Source organism: Nocardia sp. NPDC055002 (assembly GCF_053608825.1).
The window spans coordinates 776,598-792,255 of sequence record NZ_JBSGWE010000004.1 but is presented as its reverse complement, the minus strand read 5'-3'; the positions used below and the strand labels follow the sequence as shown (position 1 = coordinate 792,255).

General features: G+C 66.8%; 16 protein-coding genes. 9 read left to right on the top strand and 7 right to left on the bottom strand.

The features are described from left to right. Positions 1-100: 100 nt before the first annotated feature. Positions 101-748: an NADPH-dependent F420 reductase gene (locus ACWF99_RS20415; RefSeq protein WP_452537102.1), complete on the top strand. Its 648-nt coding sequence runs from the start codon at positions 101-103 to the stop codon at positions 746-748. Here the strand turns inward: ACWF99_RS20415 and ACWF99_RS20410 are convergent. Beyond that, on the bottom strand, positions 745-1,275 hold the full coding sequence (locus ACWF99_RS20410) for a winged helix-turn-helix transcriptional regulator (RefSeq protein ID WP_378634913.1): 531 nt from the start codon (positions 1,273-1,275) through the stop codon (positions 745-747). The genes ACWF99_RS20415 and ACWF99_RS20410 overlap by 4 nt on opposite strands. Positions 1,276-1,358: 83 nt before the next feature. Here ACWF99_RS20410 and ACWF99_RS20405 point away from each other — a divergent pair, with 83 nt between their 5' ends. Together ACWF99_RS20405 and ACWF99_RS20400 are read left to right on the top strand one after the other, a co-directional pair. Further along, positions 1,359-2,528 (top strand): thiolase family protein, encoded by a 1,170-nt coding sequence (locus ACWF99_RS20405; RefSeq protein WP_378634910.1) that lies wholly within the window; start codon positions 1,359-1,361, stop codon positions 2,526-2,528. A gap of 73 nt (positions 2,529-2,601) precedes the next feature. Continuing rightward, on the top strand, positions 2,602-3,567 hold the full coding sequence (locus ACWF99_RS20400; protein ID WP_378634908.1) for an o-succinylbenzoate synthase: 966 nt from the start codon (positions 2,602-2,604) through the stop codon (positions 3,565-3,567). A gap of 11 nt (positions 3,568-3,578) precedes the next feature. Here ACWF99_RS20400 and ACWF99_RS20395 read toward each other — a convergent pair whose 3' ends face one another. Beyond that, positions 3,579-4,109, bottom strand: a complete 531-nt coding sequence (locus tag ACWF99_RS20395) for a TIGR04338 family metallohydrolase (RefSeq protein WP_378634906.1) — start codon at positions 4,107-4,109, stop codon at positions 3,579-3,581. 84 nt (positions 4,110-4,193) lie between these two features. Continuing rightward, the gene (locus tag ACWF99_RS20390) at positions 4,194-4,997 is read right to left on the bottom strand and encodes a DUF2786 domain-containing protein (protein WP_452537173.1); all 804 of its coding nucleotides are present in this window, start codon (positions 4,995-4,997) and stop codon (positions 4,194-4,196) included. Positions 4,998-5,268: 271 nt separating this feature from the next. Between ACWF99_RS20390 and ACWF99_RS20385 the strand changes: the two genes are divergently transcribed. The 6 genes from ACWF99_RS20385 (at position 5,269) to ACWF99_RS20360 (ending at position 11,903) form a co-directional block, all read left to right on the top strand. After that, positions 5,269-6,546: an ABC transporter substrate-binding protein gene (locus ACWF99_RS20385; RefSeq protein ID WP_056823877.1), complete on the top strand. Its 1,278-nt coding sequence runs from the start codon at positions 5,269-5,271 to the stop codon at positions 6,544-6,546. 45 nt (positions 6,547-6,591) lie between these two features. Beyond that, a complete protein-coding gene (locus tag ACWF99_RS20380) occupies positions 6,592-7,569 on the top strand; it encodes a carbohydrate ABC transporter permease (RefSeq protein WP_378634904.1) in 978 nt (325 codons plus the stop codon). A gap of 11 nt (positions 7,570-7,580) precedes the next feature. Beyond that, complete coding sequence (locus tag ACWF99_RS20375) at positions 7,581-8,468, top strand: carbohydrate ABC transporter permease (RefSeq protein WP_378634901.1); 888 nt, start codon at positions 7,581-7,583, stop codon at positions 8,466-8,468. A gap of 97 nt (positions 8,469-8,565) precedes the next feature. Beyond that, the gene (locus ACWF99_RS20370) at positions 8,566-10,839 is read left to right on the top strand and encodes a transglycosylase domain-containing protein (RefSeq protein WP_378634900.1); all 2,274 of its coding nucleotides are present in this window, start codon (positions 8,566-8,568) and stop codon (positions 10,837-10,839) included. 177 nt (positions 10,840-11,016) lie between these two features. Beyond that, the gene (locus tag ACWF99_RS20365; RefSeq protein WP_358066940.1) at positions 11,017-11,472 is read left to right on the top strand and encodes a GyrI-like domain-containing protein; all 456 of its coding nucleotides are present in this window, start codon (positions 11,017-11,019) and stop codon (positions 11,470-11,472) included. Continuing rightward, entirely contained in the window at positions 11,472-11,903 is a 432-nt protein-coding gene (locus ACWF99_RS20360) for a GyrI-like domain-containing protein (RefSeq protein ID WP_378634896.1), read from the top strand. Before ACWF99_RS20365 ends, ACWF99_RS20360 begins: the two co-directional genes overlap by 1 nt. 59 nt (positions 11,904-11,962) lie before the next feature. Here the strand turns inward: ACWF99_RS20360 and ACWF99_RS20355 are convergent, their stop codons facing one another. From ACWF99_RS20355 to ACWF99_RS20340, 4 genes are all read right to left on the bottom strand, one after another. Next, positions 11,963-13,072, bottom strand: coding sequence for an inositol-3-phosphate synthase (locus ACWF99_RS20355; protein ID WP_358066934.1), 1,110 nt, complete (start codon positions 13,070-13,072; stop codon positions 11,963-11,965). Next, a complete protein-coding gene (locus ACWF99_RS20350) occupies positions 13,065-13,622 on the bottom strand; it encodes a PadR family transcriptional regulator (protein WP_056823890.1) in 558 nt (185 codons plus the stop codon). The genes ACWF99_RS20355 and ACWF99_RS20350 overlap by 8 nt, the downstream gene beginning before the upstream one ends. A 147-nt stretch (positions 13,623-13,769) precedes the next feature. Further along, positions 13,770-14,567: a DUF1707 SHOCT-like domain-containing protein gene (locus ACWF99_RS20345; protein WP_452537101.1), complete on the bottom strand. Its 798-nt coding sequence runs from the start codon at positions 14,565-14,567 to the stop codon at positions 13,770-13,772. A 7-nt stretch (positions 14,568-14,574) separates the two neighbouring features. Next, entirely contained in the window at positions 14,575-15,645 is a 1,071-nt protein-coding gene (locus ACWF99_RS20340) for a DUF1707 SHOCT-like domain-containing protein (RefSeq protein WP_378634890.1), read from the bottom strand. Positions 15,646-15,658 lie beyond the last annotated feature (13 nt).

Sequence of the window (15,658 nt, the reverse complement as noted above, 5' to 3'; positions counted from 1 at the left end):
CGCTGTGCGCGTAGACGCTCGGCTCGATACCTGGTCCGGCCCTATGCTGATGCTCGGTTCCGGTGATCGCCGGGCAGGTCTGTCGACATGGGGTAGTGACATGCGCATAGCAGTACTCGGCACCGGCCAGGTCGGTCGACGGCTGGCGAGCAAGCTGGTCGAGGTAGGGCACACGGTGACGATGGGGTCGCGAACCGCCGACAATGCCGACGCCACCGCGTGGGCAGCCGAAACCGGTGGGGCACACGGCACTTTCGCCGACGCGACGGCGGCGGCCGAACTGATCGTGAATGCCACGTCGGGCACGGTGTCGGTGGCCGCGCTCACCGCGGCCGGGGCGGACAACCTCGCGGGCAAGATCATCGTCGACGTCTCCAACGCCCTCGACTTCTCGCAGGGCTTTCCGCCCAAACTCGTTGTGCCCGAAGCGGGCAGCGTCGCCGAGGAAATCCAGCAGGCCTTTCCGGCCACCCGCGTGGTGAAGACGCTCAACACCACCAACAACCAGGTGATGGTCGACCCGGCCCGAATTCCCGGACAGCACACCGTCTTCCTCAGCGGTGACGACGCCGATGCCAAGACCCAGGTGGCGCGGCTGCTGAACTCCTTCGGCTGGGCCGACGAACAGCTGATCGACCTCGGCGCGCTCAACACGGCCCGCAGCACCGAACCGGTCGTCCTGCTGTGGGTCAGCCTGTTCCAGGCCCTCGGCACGGAGGACGTGACGATCGGCGTGTTCAGCGCCTAGCTGTCCAGGTTCTTCTTTCGGCGTTCGGCGCGGTCGCGGAGGTAGTCCTCGTTGACTCGGACCGCCAGGCGTTCCAGGGGGATCTCGGTGCCGTCGGAGGTGCGCAGGTCGACGCGGACCGGTTCGCCGGTTTCCGCGTCCACCCGCAGGAGCGGCGGGGGGCCCGGCTGGAGGTAGGCGTCGCCCCATTGCCAGAGGGCCACGACCGCGGGAAGCAAGTCCCGGCCCATCTGGGTGAGGGCGTATTCGTGCCGGGTGCGCTTTCCTTCCTCCTGGTAGGGGCGTTTTTCCAGGAGGCCGGCGGCGGTGAGTTTGCGGAGTTGGGCCGCCGCGGCGGCGTCGGTGATGCCCACTCGGTGGGCGAAGCCGTCGAAGCGGCGGGTGCCGTAGTAGGCCTCGCGCAGGATGAGCATCGCGGAGCGGGTGCCGATGAGGTCCATGGCTCTGGCGATCGAACAGCCCGCCGTTTCCCATTTACTGAGATCGGCCAGGGGTCCTTCCATCACGGCTGCCATGAGAGACATCATAGCCAATCTGACTTGAGTCGATGATAGTTAGGATCTAAGCTGGCTATTGTCAGATAGAGCCAGCGTTGGCGAAAGAGGACTTCATGCGAGACGCGGTCATCGTCGAAGCGGTACGCACCCCGATCGGGCGGGGCAAGCCGAACGGCGCACTTCACGACGTTCATCCGGTCGATCTGCTGGCACACAGCCTGCGGGCGGTGGTCGAGCGCAGCGGGATCGATCCCGCGCTCATCGACGATGTGATCGGCGGCATCGTCACCCAGGTCGGGGAACAAGGATCGAATATGACCCGGCGAGCCGCGCTGGCCGCCGGATATCCGGAATCCGTGCCTGCCACGACAGTGGACCGGCAGTGCGGCAGCAGTCAGCAGGCGATTCACTTCGCCGCACAGGGAGTCATCGCGGGGGCGTACGACATCGTGGTCGCGGCCGGAGTGGAATCGATGGGGCGAGTCCCCATGGGCGCCAACCTGATCGGCGCCACCGACCTGTCGGGCATCGCCTTCTCGCAGCGTTATCCCGAGGACCTCGTCCCGCAGGGAATCAGCGCCGAACTGATCGCCGCGAAATGGGGCCTGACGCGAACCCAGCTCGACGAATTCGCCCTCGGCAGTCATGAAAAGGCCGCTCGGGCAACCAAAGACGGACTCTTCACCGCCGAACTCGCACCGATCAACGGGCTGACCACGGATGAGGGAATCCGGGTCGGCAGCACCATCGACACCCTCGCGAAACTGAAGCCCGCCTACTACGACCCCGCGATGGCGGCGCGGTTCCCGCAGATCGGCTGGGAGATCACCGCCGCCTCCGCCAGCCAGGTCAGCGACGGGAGTTCCGCGGTTCTGATCATGTCCGGCGAACGCGCCGAGCAGCTCGGCCTGCGGCCGCTGGCCCGCCTGCACAGCTTCTCGGTCGCGGGCGACGACCCGTTGCTGATGCTCACCGCGGTCATTCCGGCCACCGAGAAGGTGCTGCGCCGGGCCGGTCTGGACATCGGCGACATCGACCTGTTCGAGATCAACGAGGCATTCTCGCCGGTCGTGCTCGCGTGGGCGAAAGAGACCGGGGTGGATATGAGCCGGGTCAACGTCAACGGTGGGGCGATCGCGCTCGGGCATCCGCTGGGCGCTTCCGGGGCGCGGTTGATGACCACGCTGGTACACGCGATGCAGCAGCGTGGAGCGCGCTATGGGTTGCAGACCATGTGCGAAGCGGGTGGCCTGGCCAACGCCACGATCATCGAACGCCTGTGACATCGGACGGCGGCGCTCACCGTGAGCGCCGCCGTTCGTCTCGACCCGCGTAGCGAGATCTACGATCGGTCGGGTGAGCACCGAACTGTTTGTTTATGCGATTCCGTTGCGGACACGGTTTCGGGGGATCACTGTGCGCGAGGGGATGCTGATCCGGGGCGAGCTGGGGTGGGGCGAGTTCTGCGCGTTTCCCGAATACGACGATCGCGAAGCGGCCGGGTGGTTGGCTACCGCTGTCGAACAGGTGACAACGGGGTGGCCGGCCCCGGTGCGTGATCGAATTCCGGTGAATTGCACTGTGCCCGCAGTGGATCCCGTGCGAGCCCGCCGGATTGTTCGGGAATCCGGTTGTGCGACCGCGAAAGTGAAAGTGGCGGACCACCCCGACTCGCTGGCCGAGGACGTGGCTCGGGTGGCGGCGGTACGCGAAGCGATCGGGGAATCAGGGGCCGTTCGGATCGATGCGAACGCGGTGTGGGACGTGGAAACCGCCGTCCGGCATATCGGAGAGATCGACAAAGCCGCCGGGGGTTTGGAATACGTAGAACAGCCGTGCCGGACCGTGGCGGAACTGGCCGAGGTGCGTCGGCGGGTTTCGGTGCCGATCGCGGCGGACGAGTCGATTCGCCGGGCCGAGGACCCGATGCGGGTGGCGGTGGCCGGTGCCGCTGACGTGGCGGTACTCAAGTGCACGCCGCTGGGCGGGGTCCGACGAGCATTGGCGGTTGCCGAGGCGGCCGGGCTGCCGACCGTCGTCTCGTCGGCGCTCGAGACCAGCGTCGGCTTGTCGGCGCAGCTGGCATTGGCGGGCGCGCTGCCCGAGCTCGAATTCGCCTGCGGGTTGGGCACTCTCGCACTGTTCGAAGGCGATCTCGTCACAGAGTCGTTGCTGCCGGTCGACGGATGGTTGCCGGTCCCGGCCTCGCCACCGGAGCCCGACCCCGCACTGCTGGACAAATACCGACACCCCGATCCCGACCGTGTCGACTGGTGGTTGCGACGCTACGAGCGAGTCAGCGCCTTGCTCGAGGACCGCTGAGCGAGAAATCTCTAGCCGAACCGGACACCGCACCCGGCGAAGGTCGTCCGGATCAGCAATGCGGCTTCCGGACCGATCACACCGTCCACCAATTCGACATAGCGGCTACAGAATTCGGGTCCGTGTGGTGCCTGCGCCGAATCGGGCGCCAAGTGATGGGCGAGTTCGTGCAGGACCACCAGTTCGCGAAGCGCCCAAGCGGTGGAGCCGGTGTGCAGCGGGACGGCGAGGACCGCGCTCTCCGGCTCGTAGTGAGCGGCCGCGGCACCACCCCTGGCCCGGACCCTGATCGATACTGTGGCTCGCTCCCATTGCGCGCGAACCCAATTCAGCGCCAGCACCTTGTCCGCGTAGCTCTGTACCGACTCCACGGAGGCGAAGCGCCGCTCCACCGGCAACGTCAGTTGCGAGCCGTAGACGTCGACCGTCCGATGGCCGAACTCATCCGCACGATCGAATACCCCACGCACCAACTGCTCACCGTCGTAGACCTTGGCGCGCTGGCTGTCGCGCTGCGGCCGCGGCGAACTACCCGGCGACACAGCCCTGCCCGCCGCTGCGCACCGGGAACGCACCGCCGAGCGGGTTGCCGACGGCCCGGTCGAGTGCCGATACCCCGGTCGATCTCATCGGCCCGACAGCTTTCCCCGTGCGGCAGGGAGTTCCGGCGAGGAGCCGCCGAGGCGGGCGGTACGGCCCGCTCGGTCGCCCGCGCGACGGGCCGCGGCGGAGTGCCCGGTGGAGGTCTGCGGCCCACGCCAGGTTCCGCGCGCCTCCGAGGTAGCCGTGTAGAAGTCTGTGAGGGCTACTTCTTTGTCCCGCAAAGCCAGGGCCGTCCCCGTCGATTCGACCACCGATTCCTCGGCGACGACTTCGGCTTTCACCTCGGCCAACCGTGCGCCGATGCGGGCGGCGAAGGCCATCTGGAAGTTCAGCCGCGCGGTGACTCCCGCCACCGGCGCCTGCACCTTGCGACGGACGGTACGGCCGAGGCGCTTCTCGGTGACGATCTTGACCACGGTCGCCTCGCGGTAGGCGCCGGATTTGATGTAGTGGTCCGACGCGCGGACCATCTGGACGAGCAGACTCGCGTACAGCGCTTCGCAGGTGTCGATGTCGGCGGCGAAGCCGTAGGCGTAGACCTGGGCGGAAGTACGGGCGACATCGCAGCGAACGTCGTTGGCCGAAGCGATCGCCACGAACAGCTGGACGTAGGTACGCAGACCTTTTCGGCCCGGTTCGCCGATCGGGATGATCCGCTGCACCGGCGCCGACCTGCGCTCACGCGACGCTACATGCGAGCGCGCCACCGCGAGATCGATCGAGGATTTCGTCGCCAGTCGCTGAGCCGCGGCGAGGAAGGCCTCGGCCTCGTGCGCGTTGTCGGTGGACTCGGCCTTGCGCAGCAAACCGCCGATGCGGGTGAGCATCCGATCGGGCGTAGCGGCCGGCGAGGGACTTGTCACAAGCAATGACCCTAAGCCACCACACTGACAGAAAAACTGTGTAAGTCTGTGCCCGTTCTCGGCCGCCTCGATCCGGACCGACCGAAGGGTGCGACGAAGGAGTGCCCGCAGGAAGGGAAGATCGAGGCCTCCCAGGCCGAGAACACGCGGCGCCCGCGCCGCCGAGAATCCTGTATGTTGCCTGTTGCACCGCACGGTGTGCTGCTGCTCACGTCTTGACCCTGGAGTGTCTGCGATGGCCTTGAAGTTTGTCCCCAGAGCGACGATGGCTGCTGCCTCGATCGCGTTGCTCACCGCGACGTTCGCCAGCGGTTGTTCCAGTGACGACGGGGGCAACGCACTCGACCAGAACCTGACGGGCCGCGGCCCGATCACCTACGTCGAGGGCAAGGACACCACCGAAACCGGTGTGGTCAAGCAGCTCATCGACCGCTGGAACGCCGCGCACCCGAACGAGCAGGTGACGTTCAAGGAGCAGTCGGCCGACGGCACCCAGCAGCACGACGACCTAGCCGAGCACTTCCGCGCCAAGCAGGACGGCTACGACGTGGTCGCCCTCGACGTGCCGAACACCGCCGAGTTCGCGGCCAAGGGCTGGATCCAGCCGCTCGAGGACAGCTTCGCGATCGACACCGCGCCCCTGCTCGCGCCGACCGTGGCCAGCGCCACCTACAACGGCAAGCTGTACGCGGCGCCGAAGAACACCAACGGCGGCCTGCTGTACTACCGCAAGGACCTGGTGCCCAACCCGCCCAAGACCTGGACCGAGATGCTCGGCCAGTGCCAGGTGGCTCGCGACAACAACATCGGCTGCTACGCCGGTCAGCTCGCCCCCTACGAGGGCCTGACCGTGAACACCTCCGAGGTCATCAACGCCTTCGGCGGCAGCTTCGTCGGTGCCGACGGCAAGACCCCCACCGTGAACAGCCCGGAGTCGAAGGCGGGCCTGAAGGTCCTCGTCGACGCCTACAAGAACGGTGACATCCCCAAGGAAGCCATCACCTTCAAGGAAGGCGAGAGCGCCAGCGCGTTCGAGTCGGGCAAGCTGCTGTTCCTGCGCAACTGGCCCTACCTGTTCGCCCAGGCATCCGCCGAGGGCTCCGCGGTGAAGGACAAGTTCGGTGTCGCCCCGCTGCCGGGCAACACCGGCGTCGGCGCCTCCACCCTGGGCGGCTACAACGCCGCGATCAGCGCGTTCTCCAAGAACAAGGCCACCGCCGCCGACTTCGTTCGCTACCTGATCAGCGAAGAGGCGCAGCAGATCATCGCCTCGGGCTCGCTGCCCTCGGTGCGCTCCTCGCTCTACGACGACCCGGCCCTGATCGCGAAGATGCCGTACCTGCCCACGCTGAAGGAATCCATCGCCAGCGCCGTGCCGCGTCCGGTGACCCCGTTCTATCCCGCGGTGTCGAAGGCCATCCAGGACAACGCCTATGCTGCCCTCAACGGCACGAAGTCCGTCGACGACGCGGTCGCCGGCATGCAAAAGGGCATCGAGACCGCCGGTTCGTAGCGGTACGCGCAGCGGACCCGACCAGACCGTAGGAGAGTAGTAACGGTGTCGGATCCTTCGGGAGCCAAGCAGCGCGGGCTAGCGCTGCAACTGCGACAATCCGGCAAGGCGTGGCTGTTCGTCGCGCCCGTGCTTGTCGCGCTGGCCGTGGTCATCGGATATCCGGTGGTCGAGGCGATCTGGATGTCCTTCTCGAAGGACTCCGGCATCGACCCGGCCACCGGGATGTTCGTCGAGGGCGGCAGCGCCGGATTCAGCAACTACACGCATTGGCTGCTGCAGCAGTGTGGGTCGCTGAACGGCACGGTGTCGTGCCCCACCGGCACGCTCGGCTCGCAGTTCTGGTCGGCGGTCGGGATCACCCTGTTCTTCACCGTGGTGATGGTGTCGATCGAAGCCCTGCTCGGGCTCGGCATGGCCATGGTGATGGGCAAGACCTTCCGCGGCCGGGCGCTGTTGCGCGCCGCCGTGCTGATTCCGTGGGCGATTCCCACCGCGGTCACAGCGCGACTGTGGGAGTTCATGTTCCAGTACGACGGCGTGGTGAACCGGGTGCTCGGCACGCACATCCTGTGGACCTCGGACATGTGGGCGTCGCGGTTCGCGGTGGTCGCGGCCGATGTGTGGAAGACGACGCCGTTCATGGCCTTGCTGATTCTGGCTGGGCTGCAAGTGATTCCGGCCGACGTGTACGAGGCGGCCAAAGTCGACGGCGCGACTGCCTGGCAGCGGTTCGTCCACATCACACTGCCGCTGCTCAAGCCCGCACTGCTGGTCGCGGTCCTGTTCCGCACCATGGACACGCTGCGCATCTACGACCTGCCCGCGATCATGACGCTGGGCAACCCGTCGACGAACACGCTGTCGATCCTGGTGGTCGAGCAGGTACGCCAAGGCCCCAACAGCGCCGCGGCACTGTCGGTGATCACCTTCCTGCTCGTCTTCGCGATCGCGTTCATCCTGGTGAAGGTGCTGGGCGCCAACGCTGTTCGCACTCAGGAAGACCAGCGGAAGGCGAACTGATGAGCATGTCGATGACGAAAGAACCTGTCGCGGAGGCGAAGACGCTGCCGGTGCAGCCGGTGTCGTGGCGCAAGCGACTCGGCACGGTGCGGCTCTATCTCGGTGTCGCCATCGTGCTGGTGTGGGGCCTCGGCCCGTTCTACTGGATGGCCGTGGTGGCGTTCCGCGACCCGGCCCACACCTTCGACAGCACCCCGTGGCCCACTCACGTGACGCTGGAGAACTTCCGCAACGCCTTCGACACCAGCCGCGGCAACAACTTCGGCAAGGCACTGCTCAACAGTGTGATCATCGGATCGGCGACCACCGCCGTGGCGCTGATCCTCGGTGTGCTCGCGGCCTACGCGCTGGCCCGGATGACCTTCGCGGGCAAGTACCTGGTCTCGGGACTGATCCTGTCGGCGTCGATGTTCCCGGCCGTCGTCTTGGTGACGCCGCTGTTCCAGCTGTTCACCGATATCGGCTGGATCGGCCAGTACCAGGCGATGATCATCCCGAACATCTCCTTCGTGCTGCCGATGACGGTCTACATCCTGGCCTCGTTCTTCGCCGAACTGCCGTGGGAGCTCGAAGAGGCCGCGCGCATCGACGGCGCGAGCAAGTTCCAGGCCTTCCGGTTGATCATGCTGCCGCTGGCCGCGCCCGCGGTGTTCACCACCGCGATCCTGGCGTTCATCGCCTCGATCAACGAGTACCTGCTGGCCCGGTTGCTCTCGGGCGACGACACCAAGCCGGTGACGGTCGCCATCGCGAGCTTCTCGGGCAACGACCCGCTGGTACAGCCGTATGCGGCCATCATGGCGGCGGGCGTGATCGTCACCGTGCCGCTGGTGATCATGGTGCTGATTTTCCAGCGTCGCATCATCTCCGGTCTCACCGCGGGCGGCGTCAAGAGCTGACCTGCCGGGTTCTGCCGCCATCGCCGGGTAGAGTCGCCTGCACCGATATCGACGTCGGTGCAGGTGAGTTCTTCTGCTCGCTCCGAAAGGAGATGGTGTGGCCTCCCAGCGCGGGCGCGGGCGTTCCGATGGGGACGTTCCGTATACCTCGATTGCCGGGTTCCGCGATCCGCTGGCGAAAGAGCAGAAGCCGGCCAAGGGCGCGGCGCGACGGGCACAGGCCGCACGGCTGGCCGCCACCGACGGGTCCGGCGACCCACCCCCGGAACGCAAGCCACGCACCAGGGGTCAGCGCATCCGGCGGTTGCTGCTCGCGCTCTTCGTGATCTTCGTGTGTGTGCCCGCGCTGCTGTTCGTCGCGGTGTACTGGAGTTCGGAGATCCCCGAACCAGCCGAGGTCGCGGTCGAACAGCCCGCGACCGTCCTCGCCGCCGACGGCACCACCGTGCTGACCAAATTCATTCCGCCACAGGGTAATCGGATTCCCATCCCGCTCACCGATGTGCCGTTCCCGGTGCGGGACGCCGTGCTGGCGGCCGAAGACCGCACCTTCTACACGAACGCCGGTTACTCGACGAGCGGCTTCCTGCGCGCCGCTCGCGACAATGTGACGGGTCAGGACAACGCGGGTGGCGGCTCGACGATCACCCAGCAGTACGTGAAGAACGCCTTCCTCAGCTCCGAGCGCACCGTCACCCGCAAGATGCGGGAGTTGATCATCGCGGCCAAGATGGCGCGGCAGTGGAGCAAGGACGAGATCCTGTCCGCCTACCTCAACACCATCTACTTCGGGCGCGGGGCGTACGGGATCGCGTCCGCGGCGAAGGCCTACTTCGACAAGCCGGTGCCGGAGCTGACTCTCGCGGAGGGGGCCGTCTTGGCGGCGGTGATCCGCTCGCCCTCGGTGCTGGACCCGGAGAACCATCTCGATCAGCTGCGGGCGCGCTGGCAGTACGTGCTCGACGGGATGGTCGAGATGAAAGTGCTCGCGCCCGGCGACCGGGACGCGACGGTGTTCCCGCCGATCATCCCGCTCGACGACGTGCCGACGGAGTCGGCTGCGCTCGGACCGGAGGGCCATATCCGCACCCAGGTGCTGCGCGAACTGCGGGCCGCCGGCCTCGACGACGCCGACATCAACACGGGCGCACTGCAGATCACCACCACCATCGACGCCGCGGCGCAGGCAGGCGCGGTCGATTCGGTGCGTGAGCGGCTGTCGTGGCAACCAGCGGAGCTGCGCTCGGCCGTGGTGTCGATCGATCCGCGCAGCGGGGCGGTGCGGGCCTATTACGGCGGCGAGGACGGGACCGGGTTCGATTTCGCGCAGGCGCCGCTCCAAACCGGTTCCGCGTTCAAGGTTTTCGCGCTCGTCGCCGCCCAGCGGCAAGGCATCCCGGTGACACGGGCGATGGACAGCTCGCCCATCACCGACCGCGGTACCGAGATCACCAACGTCGAGGGCGACTCGTGCGGACGCTGCTCGCTCGCCGAGGCGCTCAAACGCTCGCTGAACACCAGCTTCTACCGGCTCACCATGACGATGGCCGACGGCCCGCGCTCGATCGCCGAGGCCGCGCACCTGGCGGGCATTCCCGAGTACATTCCCGGCGTCGAGGGCGTGAGCCTGTCGGAGCCGGACGGTTACCCGCTCAACGGGATCGTGCTCGGCCAGTACCTGGTGCGCCCCATCGACATGGCGTCGGCGTACGCGACGCTGGCTGCCTCGGGGGTCTATCACCAGCCGTACTTCGTGCAGAAGGTGAGCACCGGGGACGGGCGGGTGCTGCTCGACCGCAGCTGGGAAACCGCGACAGGCAAGAGACATTCAGAGCCCGAACAGCGGATCACCGCGGCGATCGCCGATGCCACCACCGCCGCGATGCTGCCGATCGCCAACTACTCCAACGGCCACGGCCTCGCCGACGGCAGGCAGTCGGCGAGCAAGACCGGAACCACCCAGCTCGGCGAGACCAAGGACAACAAGGACGCGTGGATGGTGGGGTACACGCCCTCACTGTCCACCGCGGTCTGGGTGGGCACCGAGAACCCACAACCGCTGCGCAACGGTCGCGGTGGGGCCATCTGGGGTTCAGGGCTGCCCGCCGACATCTGGAAGCAGTCGATGGACGCCGCGCTGGCCGGAACGCCGGTCGAACAGTTCGAAGTGCAGCCGGTGCCGAACCCGCCGCTGGTGCCCTCGCCGGGCACCGGACCGGCGCCGACACCGGGCGGCGGCTTCGACATCTTCGGTCCGCCGACGAACTCACCGCGCCCCGCGCCGCCGCCGCTGATCATCATCCCGCCCGCACCGACGCCTGCTGCCCCCGGTGAACTGTTCCCCGGGCTCGGTGGTGAAGGGCCGCGATAGATCACGAGTTGGCGCAGCCGGACCCGACTACCCTGAGGACATGGCAACATCGTTGCCCAGAGCGCGAACCGCCCGACCAGGGGTCGAATGATCCCGGCGCGGAACCTGTCGGACCGATACGGGAGGATGTGCGGTCGGTACCGACATGCGACGACACTAGACATAGGGGCTACGCAGGTGGATTTCAATGTCGTTGACCGTCCCGAGACGCTGATCGCGGGCACGGTGCTTCGCAGTCCGGCGCTCGCCGTGGAGGGGCCGCGCCGCGCCAAAGTGGTCGAGGCGTGGGCGAACCTGCGGGCGAGGACGTTACCGGGGCCGGTCGCGACGGGCTATGTCGATTTCGCGCCGGAGATCAACTCCTACCTCACCCACATCGTCGGCTACGAGTGCAAGACTCTCGCCGACCTGGAGGTAGGCGACGTGCTCGGCCGGATTCCGGCGGGCCGCTACGCGCGATTCGTGGCCAGCGGCGACAACCTCGGCGACACCATCGTCGGGCTCTGGCGCCAGGTATGGGACGCGGAGGCCGCGGGTGAATTCGTGCGTGCCTACACCGGCGATTGCGAGCAGTATCCCGACGAACGCACGGTCGAGATCTTCGTTTCGCTGACCGAGGAGAAGGACAGCTGATGGCCGTGGATTTCGAAATCGTCACCCTCGACGACGGTTTGATCGCGGGTCTCACCGTGCCGTTGGCCGGGCGTGAGGTGACCGCGCGTGATCTCGACCTGGTGAACTTCACCTGGGATCGGTACCTGTCGCGGGAGAAGACGGTGCCCCGCGCGGCCGCCTACATCGGTCAGAACGATCATGCGGTGGCCGTGCTCGGCTACGAGGTCGCCGGCTTGGACGACATCGACGAAGGCGACGTGCTCACCCGCATCCCCGCGGGTCGCTACGCCAAGTTCGTGGTCTCGGACAAGCCCTACGATCTGCTGCGCACCGCGTGGGCGCAGGTGATCAAGGCCGAGAACGCCGGCACCATCACCCGCTCGCACACGGCCGAGCTGGAGCGCTACACCGGTCCGACCTCGGTCGAGGTGTACGTCTCCCTGGACTGAAGACGGCAAGAGCCGGTGTGCACGAAAGTTCGTGCGCACCGGCTCTTTTCGTTCAGTGACTAATCGGCACCGATGATGAACGCCTCGAGCTGAGTGCGCGCCACATCGTCGGCGATCTGCACCGGCGGGGACTTCATCAGGTAGGCCGAAGCCGGGATGACGGGTCCGCCGATGCCGCGGTCCTTGGCGATCTTCGCCGCGCGGACAGCGTCGATGATGATGCCCGCCGAGTTCGGCGAGTCCCACACCTCGAGCTTGTACTCCAGGTTCAGCGGGGCATCGCCGAACGCACGACCCTCGAGGCGGACGTAGGCCCACTTGCGGTCGTCGAGCCACTCCACGTAGTCCGAGGGACCGATGTGGACGTTGCGGTCGTGGACCTTGCCCGCGAGCGCCCCGGTGAGGTTCGAGGTGACGGCCTGGGTCTTGGAGACCTTCTTCGACTCCAGACGCTCACGCTCGAGCATGTTCTTGAAGTCCATGTTGCCGCCGACATTGAGCTGGTAGGTGCGATCGAGCACCACGCCGCGGTCTTCGAACAGCTTGGCCATCACGCGGTGGGTGATGGTCGCGCCGACCTGCGACTTGATGTCGTCGCCGACGATCGGGACACCGGCGTCGACGAACTTCTGCGCCCAGACCGGGTCGGAGGCGATGAAGACCGGCAGCGCGTTGACGAAAGCGACATTCGCGTCGATCGCACACTGCGCGTAGAACTTGTCGGCCTCTTCCGAACCCACCGGGAGGTAGGAGACCAGCACGTCGACCTTGGCGTCCTTCAGTGCCTTGACGACGTCCACGGCCGGAGCCTCGGACTGCTCGATGGTCTCGGCGTAGTACTTGCCGATGCCGTCGAGGGTCGGGCCACGCAGGACCGTCACGTCGGTCGGCGGCACATCGGAGATCTTGATGGTGTTGTTCTCGCTGGCGAAGATGGCCTCGGCCAGGTCGAAGCCGACCTTCTTGGCGTCGACATCGAACGCGGCCACGAACTTCACGTCACGGACGTGGTAGGTGCCGAACTTGACGTGCATGAGGCCGGGAACGACCTGGTTCTCGTCGGCATCCTTGTAGTACTGCACGCCCTGCACCAGCGACGATGCGCAGTTGCCCACACCGACGATCGCGACGCGAACTTCGCCGGATCCAACCTTGTTGACATCACTCATGGCCGCTCTTTCCCTCTTTCTGTGGTGCCGCCTTCGTCGATTGCTCCGCCGCAATCAACTCGTTGAGCCAGCGCACTTCGCGCTCGCTTGATTCCAATCCGAGCTGGTGGAGCTGCTTGGTGTAGCGATCCAGTGACCCGCTGGCCTTCTTGATCGCTTCCCGCAGACCCTCTCGGCGCTCCTCGACCTGACGACGTCTGCCCTCCAGAATCCGCATTCTCGCCTCGGCGGGAGTGCGGCTGAAGAAGGCAAGGTGAACGCCGAAGCCGTCATCGGTGTAGTTCTGCGGACCGGTGTCGGCAAGGAGTTCGGAGAACCGTTCCCGGCCGACCGGCGTGAGCCGGTAGACGCGGCGCGCACGGCGCGCGAGCGCGCCGTCCGGAAGCTCCTCGGCGATCAACCCGTCGGCCTGCATTCTGCGCAGCGTCGGGTAGAGCGAACCGTAGGAGAAGGCCCGGAACGCTCCGAGCAGGCCCGTCAACCGCTTGCGCAGCTCGTAACCGTGCATGGGCGCGTCGAGGAGCAGGCCGAGAATCGCCAATTCGAGCACTGCCGACCTCACTCCCTGACTATGACGACCTGAAAGGCCGAACAGACCTAACCGTGGATGCGAGTTCCAACTATATCGGAGCGATACATCTACGCACAGTCGAATGTGACGCATGCGTCATCGACGCAGGTCATGGAGATGGAGCGATTAGCGCTCGGCGGGGTACACCGCGAGCGGTTCGCCGTTGGGCCGGATTTTCAGGTATCCGCTCTGCTCGGCCTCGTTCTTGACGTAGATGCTGATTTCCAGCTCGGCGTCTTTGCCGCCACCGGGCGGGAACCTGACCAGAACGTGCGAGACCCAGCCATTGGGGACGCGGGTCGTCTGGGAGGCGCCGGACATGAGGCGGGCATAGCGGGCCAGGTCGATGTCGGCGAGGTCGAACGAGCGAGTGTCGGGGGGACGGGAGCCCTGTGAACCCCACTTTTCGAAGTCGCCGCGGTACTGCAACTCGTCTTGCTTGCCAGGTTTTCCGAAATCTCGTTCGACCAGGGCGTATTCCGGATACACGGTCAGCTCGTCGGCGAGGGTGGTGCCGTATTCGGCGCGATAGTCCGCGACGAAATGGGCGAGCCCGTTGCCGGTGGTGAGGTCGGGTAGCGGAGCGCCGAGGACGGCGTCGCCGACGGTGCGACCGAGCAGGCCGACCCCCGCGCCGAGCAGTCCGGCGAGCACGATCGCGCCGACCGGAACCCACCAGCGCCGGGGTGCGCGGGGAACGCCACGTGCCACCGGAGTCGCGGCGAGGTCAGCCGGGACCTGTAGATCGTCGACCAGACGGTCGAGAGCGCCGAAGTTCTCGGCGTGCATGGCGGTCGCGGTGCGGGTTTCGTGCTCGGCAGCAGTGAGCTGGCCGTCGGCGAGGGCGGCATCGAGCACCGAGCACACGTCGGCGCGGTCGGTGTCGCGGGCGCGCAGGTTGCGCGCCGGAGACGGAGGCTTCATCGCTGGGTCATCCTTCGTACGGGTAGGTCTTCAGCACGTCGCCCGACAGCGTGAGGACGAAATGGCCTGATTGGGCGACCTCGTTCCGGACGAAGATGGTGATCCCCGGCCCTCCCGCCCAGCTGTCATTCGCTATCCGGAAATGAGTGACCGCGCCGTTCGGTACCCGCACGGTGGCCGCGGCCTTCGCGAGTGCCACACCGAGCGCCTCGGCGTTCACCTGTGCCAAATCGATGGTGACGGCGTCGCGCTTGCGGCTGCTGACCTGCGAACTCGTTCGGGCGAAGCCGCCGCGATAGGTGTAGTCGACGGTGGAGTTCCCGTTGCCGGGTGCGCGCCGCACGGCGGAGGCGTGTTCGTCGTGCATGACCGCCTCGTCGACAAGGGTGTCGCCGAAGCTGACGCGGTAGTCGTCACGGAACTGCACGAATCCGGCGAGAGTGTTGAGCATCGGCGTCGGAATCACCAGCGGTGATGCCGCGTCGTAGTCGACTGTCGCGGCCACGGCCGCCGCGGGCTCGGGCTTGTCGTCGCGGACCGTCCACACGAATCCGGCGACGGCGGTGACCGTTGCCAGTGCGATGACCACCAACCGAGTGCGGTCGCGGCGGACGCGCGGCTTGTTCGGCGCGGCCGGTCGCTGTTGCAGGTCGGCCACCAAGGTGGACAAATCGCCCAGTGTTCGTGCTTCTGCGGCCAATTCGACCATTGCGGCGTGTTCGTCGGCGTCGAGTTGGCCGTCGGCATGGGCTGTGTCGAGTGCGGCGACCGTCGACGCGCGGTCTGCCGATCTCGCCCTCGTGCGGGCGGGATACCGATCGGGGGCGCGCCGACGGGGACGTTCGACAGCGGAATCCTCGCCGAAAACCGCAGGTGATTGCAGGTCCGCGACCAAGCGAGCGAGCTCACCGACCGTGCGCGCGCCGTTCGCTGACAACACGCGATCGTGGTACTCCTGCGCGCCGAGTTGTCCCTCGGCGTAGGCCGCGTCAAGCACGGTCGACGCCTGTGCGCGATCGATGTCACGTGCGCGCAGCACCGAATCGACGGCTGCCCGTCGCTGCCCGGATTCAGCCATGGCCGTGGGTCAC

Bases quoted from the DNA above. Each gene is read 5' to 3' on its own strand.
- ACWF99_RS20415 (WP_452537102.1), top strand. From the start codon at position 101: ATGCGCATAGCAGTACTCGGCACCGGCCAGGTCGGTCGACGGCTGGCG.
- ACWF99_RS20410 (WP_378634913.1), bottom strand. From the start codon at position 1,275: ATGATGTCTCTCATGGCAGCCGTGATGGAAGGACCCCTGGCCGATCTC.
- ACWF99_RS20405 (WP_378634910.1), top strand. From the start codon at position 1,359: ATGCGAGACGCGGTCATCGTCGAAGCGGTACGCACCCCGATCGGGCGG.
- ACWF99_RS20390 (WP_452537173.1), bottom strand. From the start codon at position 4,997: ATGCTCACCCGCATCGGCGGTTTGCTGCGCAAGGCCGAGTCCACCGAC.
- ACWF99_RS20385 (WP_056823877.1), top strand. From the start codon at position 5,269: ATGGCCTTGAAGTTTGTCCCCAGAGCGACGATGGCTGCTGCCTCGATC.
- ACWF99_RS20375 (WP_378634901.1), top strand. From the start codon at position 7,581: ATGACGAAAGAACCTGTCGCGGAGGCGAAGACGCTGCCGGTGCAGCCG.
- ACWF99_RS20360 (WP_378634896.1), top strand. From the start codon at position 11,472: ATGGCCGTGGATTTCGAAATCGTCACCCTCGACGACGGTTTGATCGCG.
- ACWF99_RS20355 (WP_358066934.1), bottom strand. From the start codon at position 13,072: ATGAGTGATGTCAACAAGGTTGGATCCGGCGAAGTTCGCGTCGCGATC.
- ACWF99_RS20345 (WP_452537101.1), bottom strand. From the start codon at position 14,567: ATGAAGCCTCCGTCTCCGGCGCGCAACCTGCGCGCCCGCGACACCGAC.
- ACWF99_RS20340 (WP_378634890.1), bottom strand. From the start codon at position 15,645: ATGGCTGAATCCGGGCAGCGACGGGCAGCCGTCGATTCGGTGCTGCGC.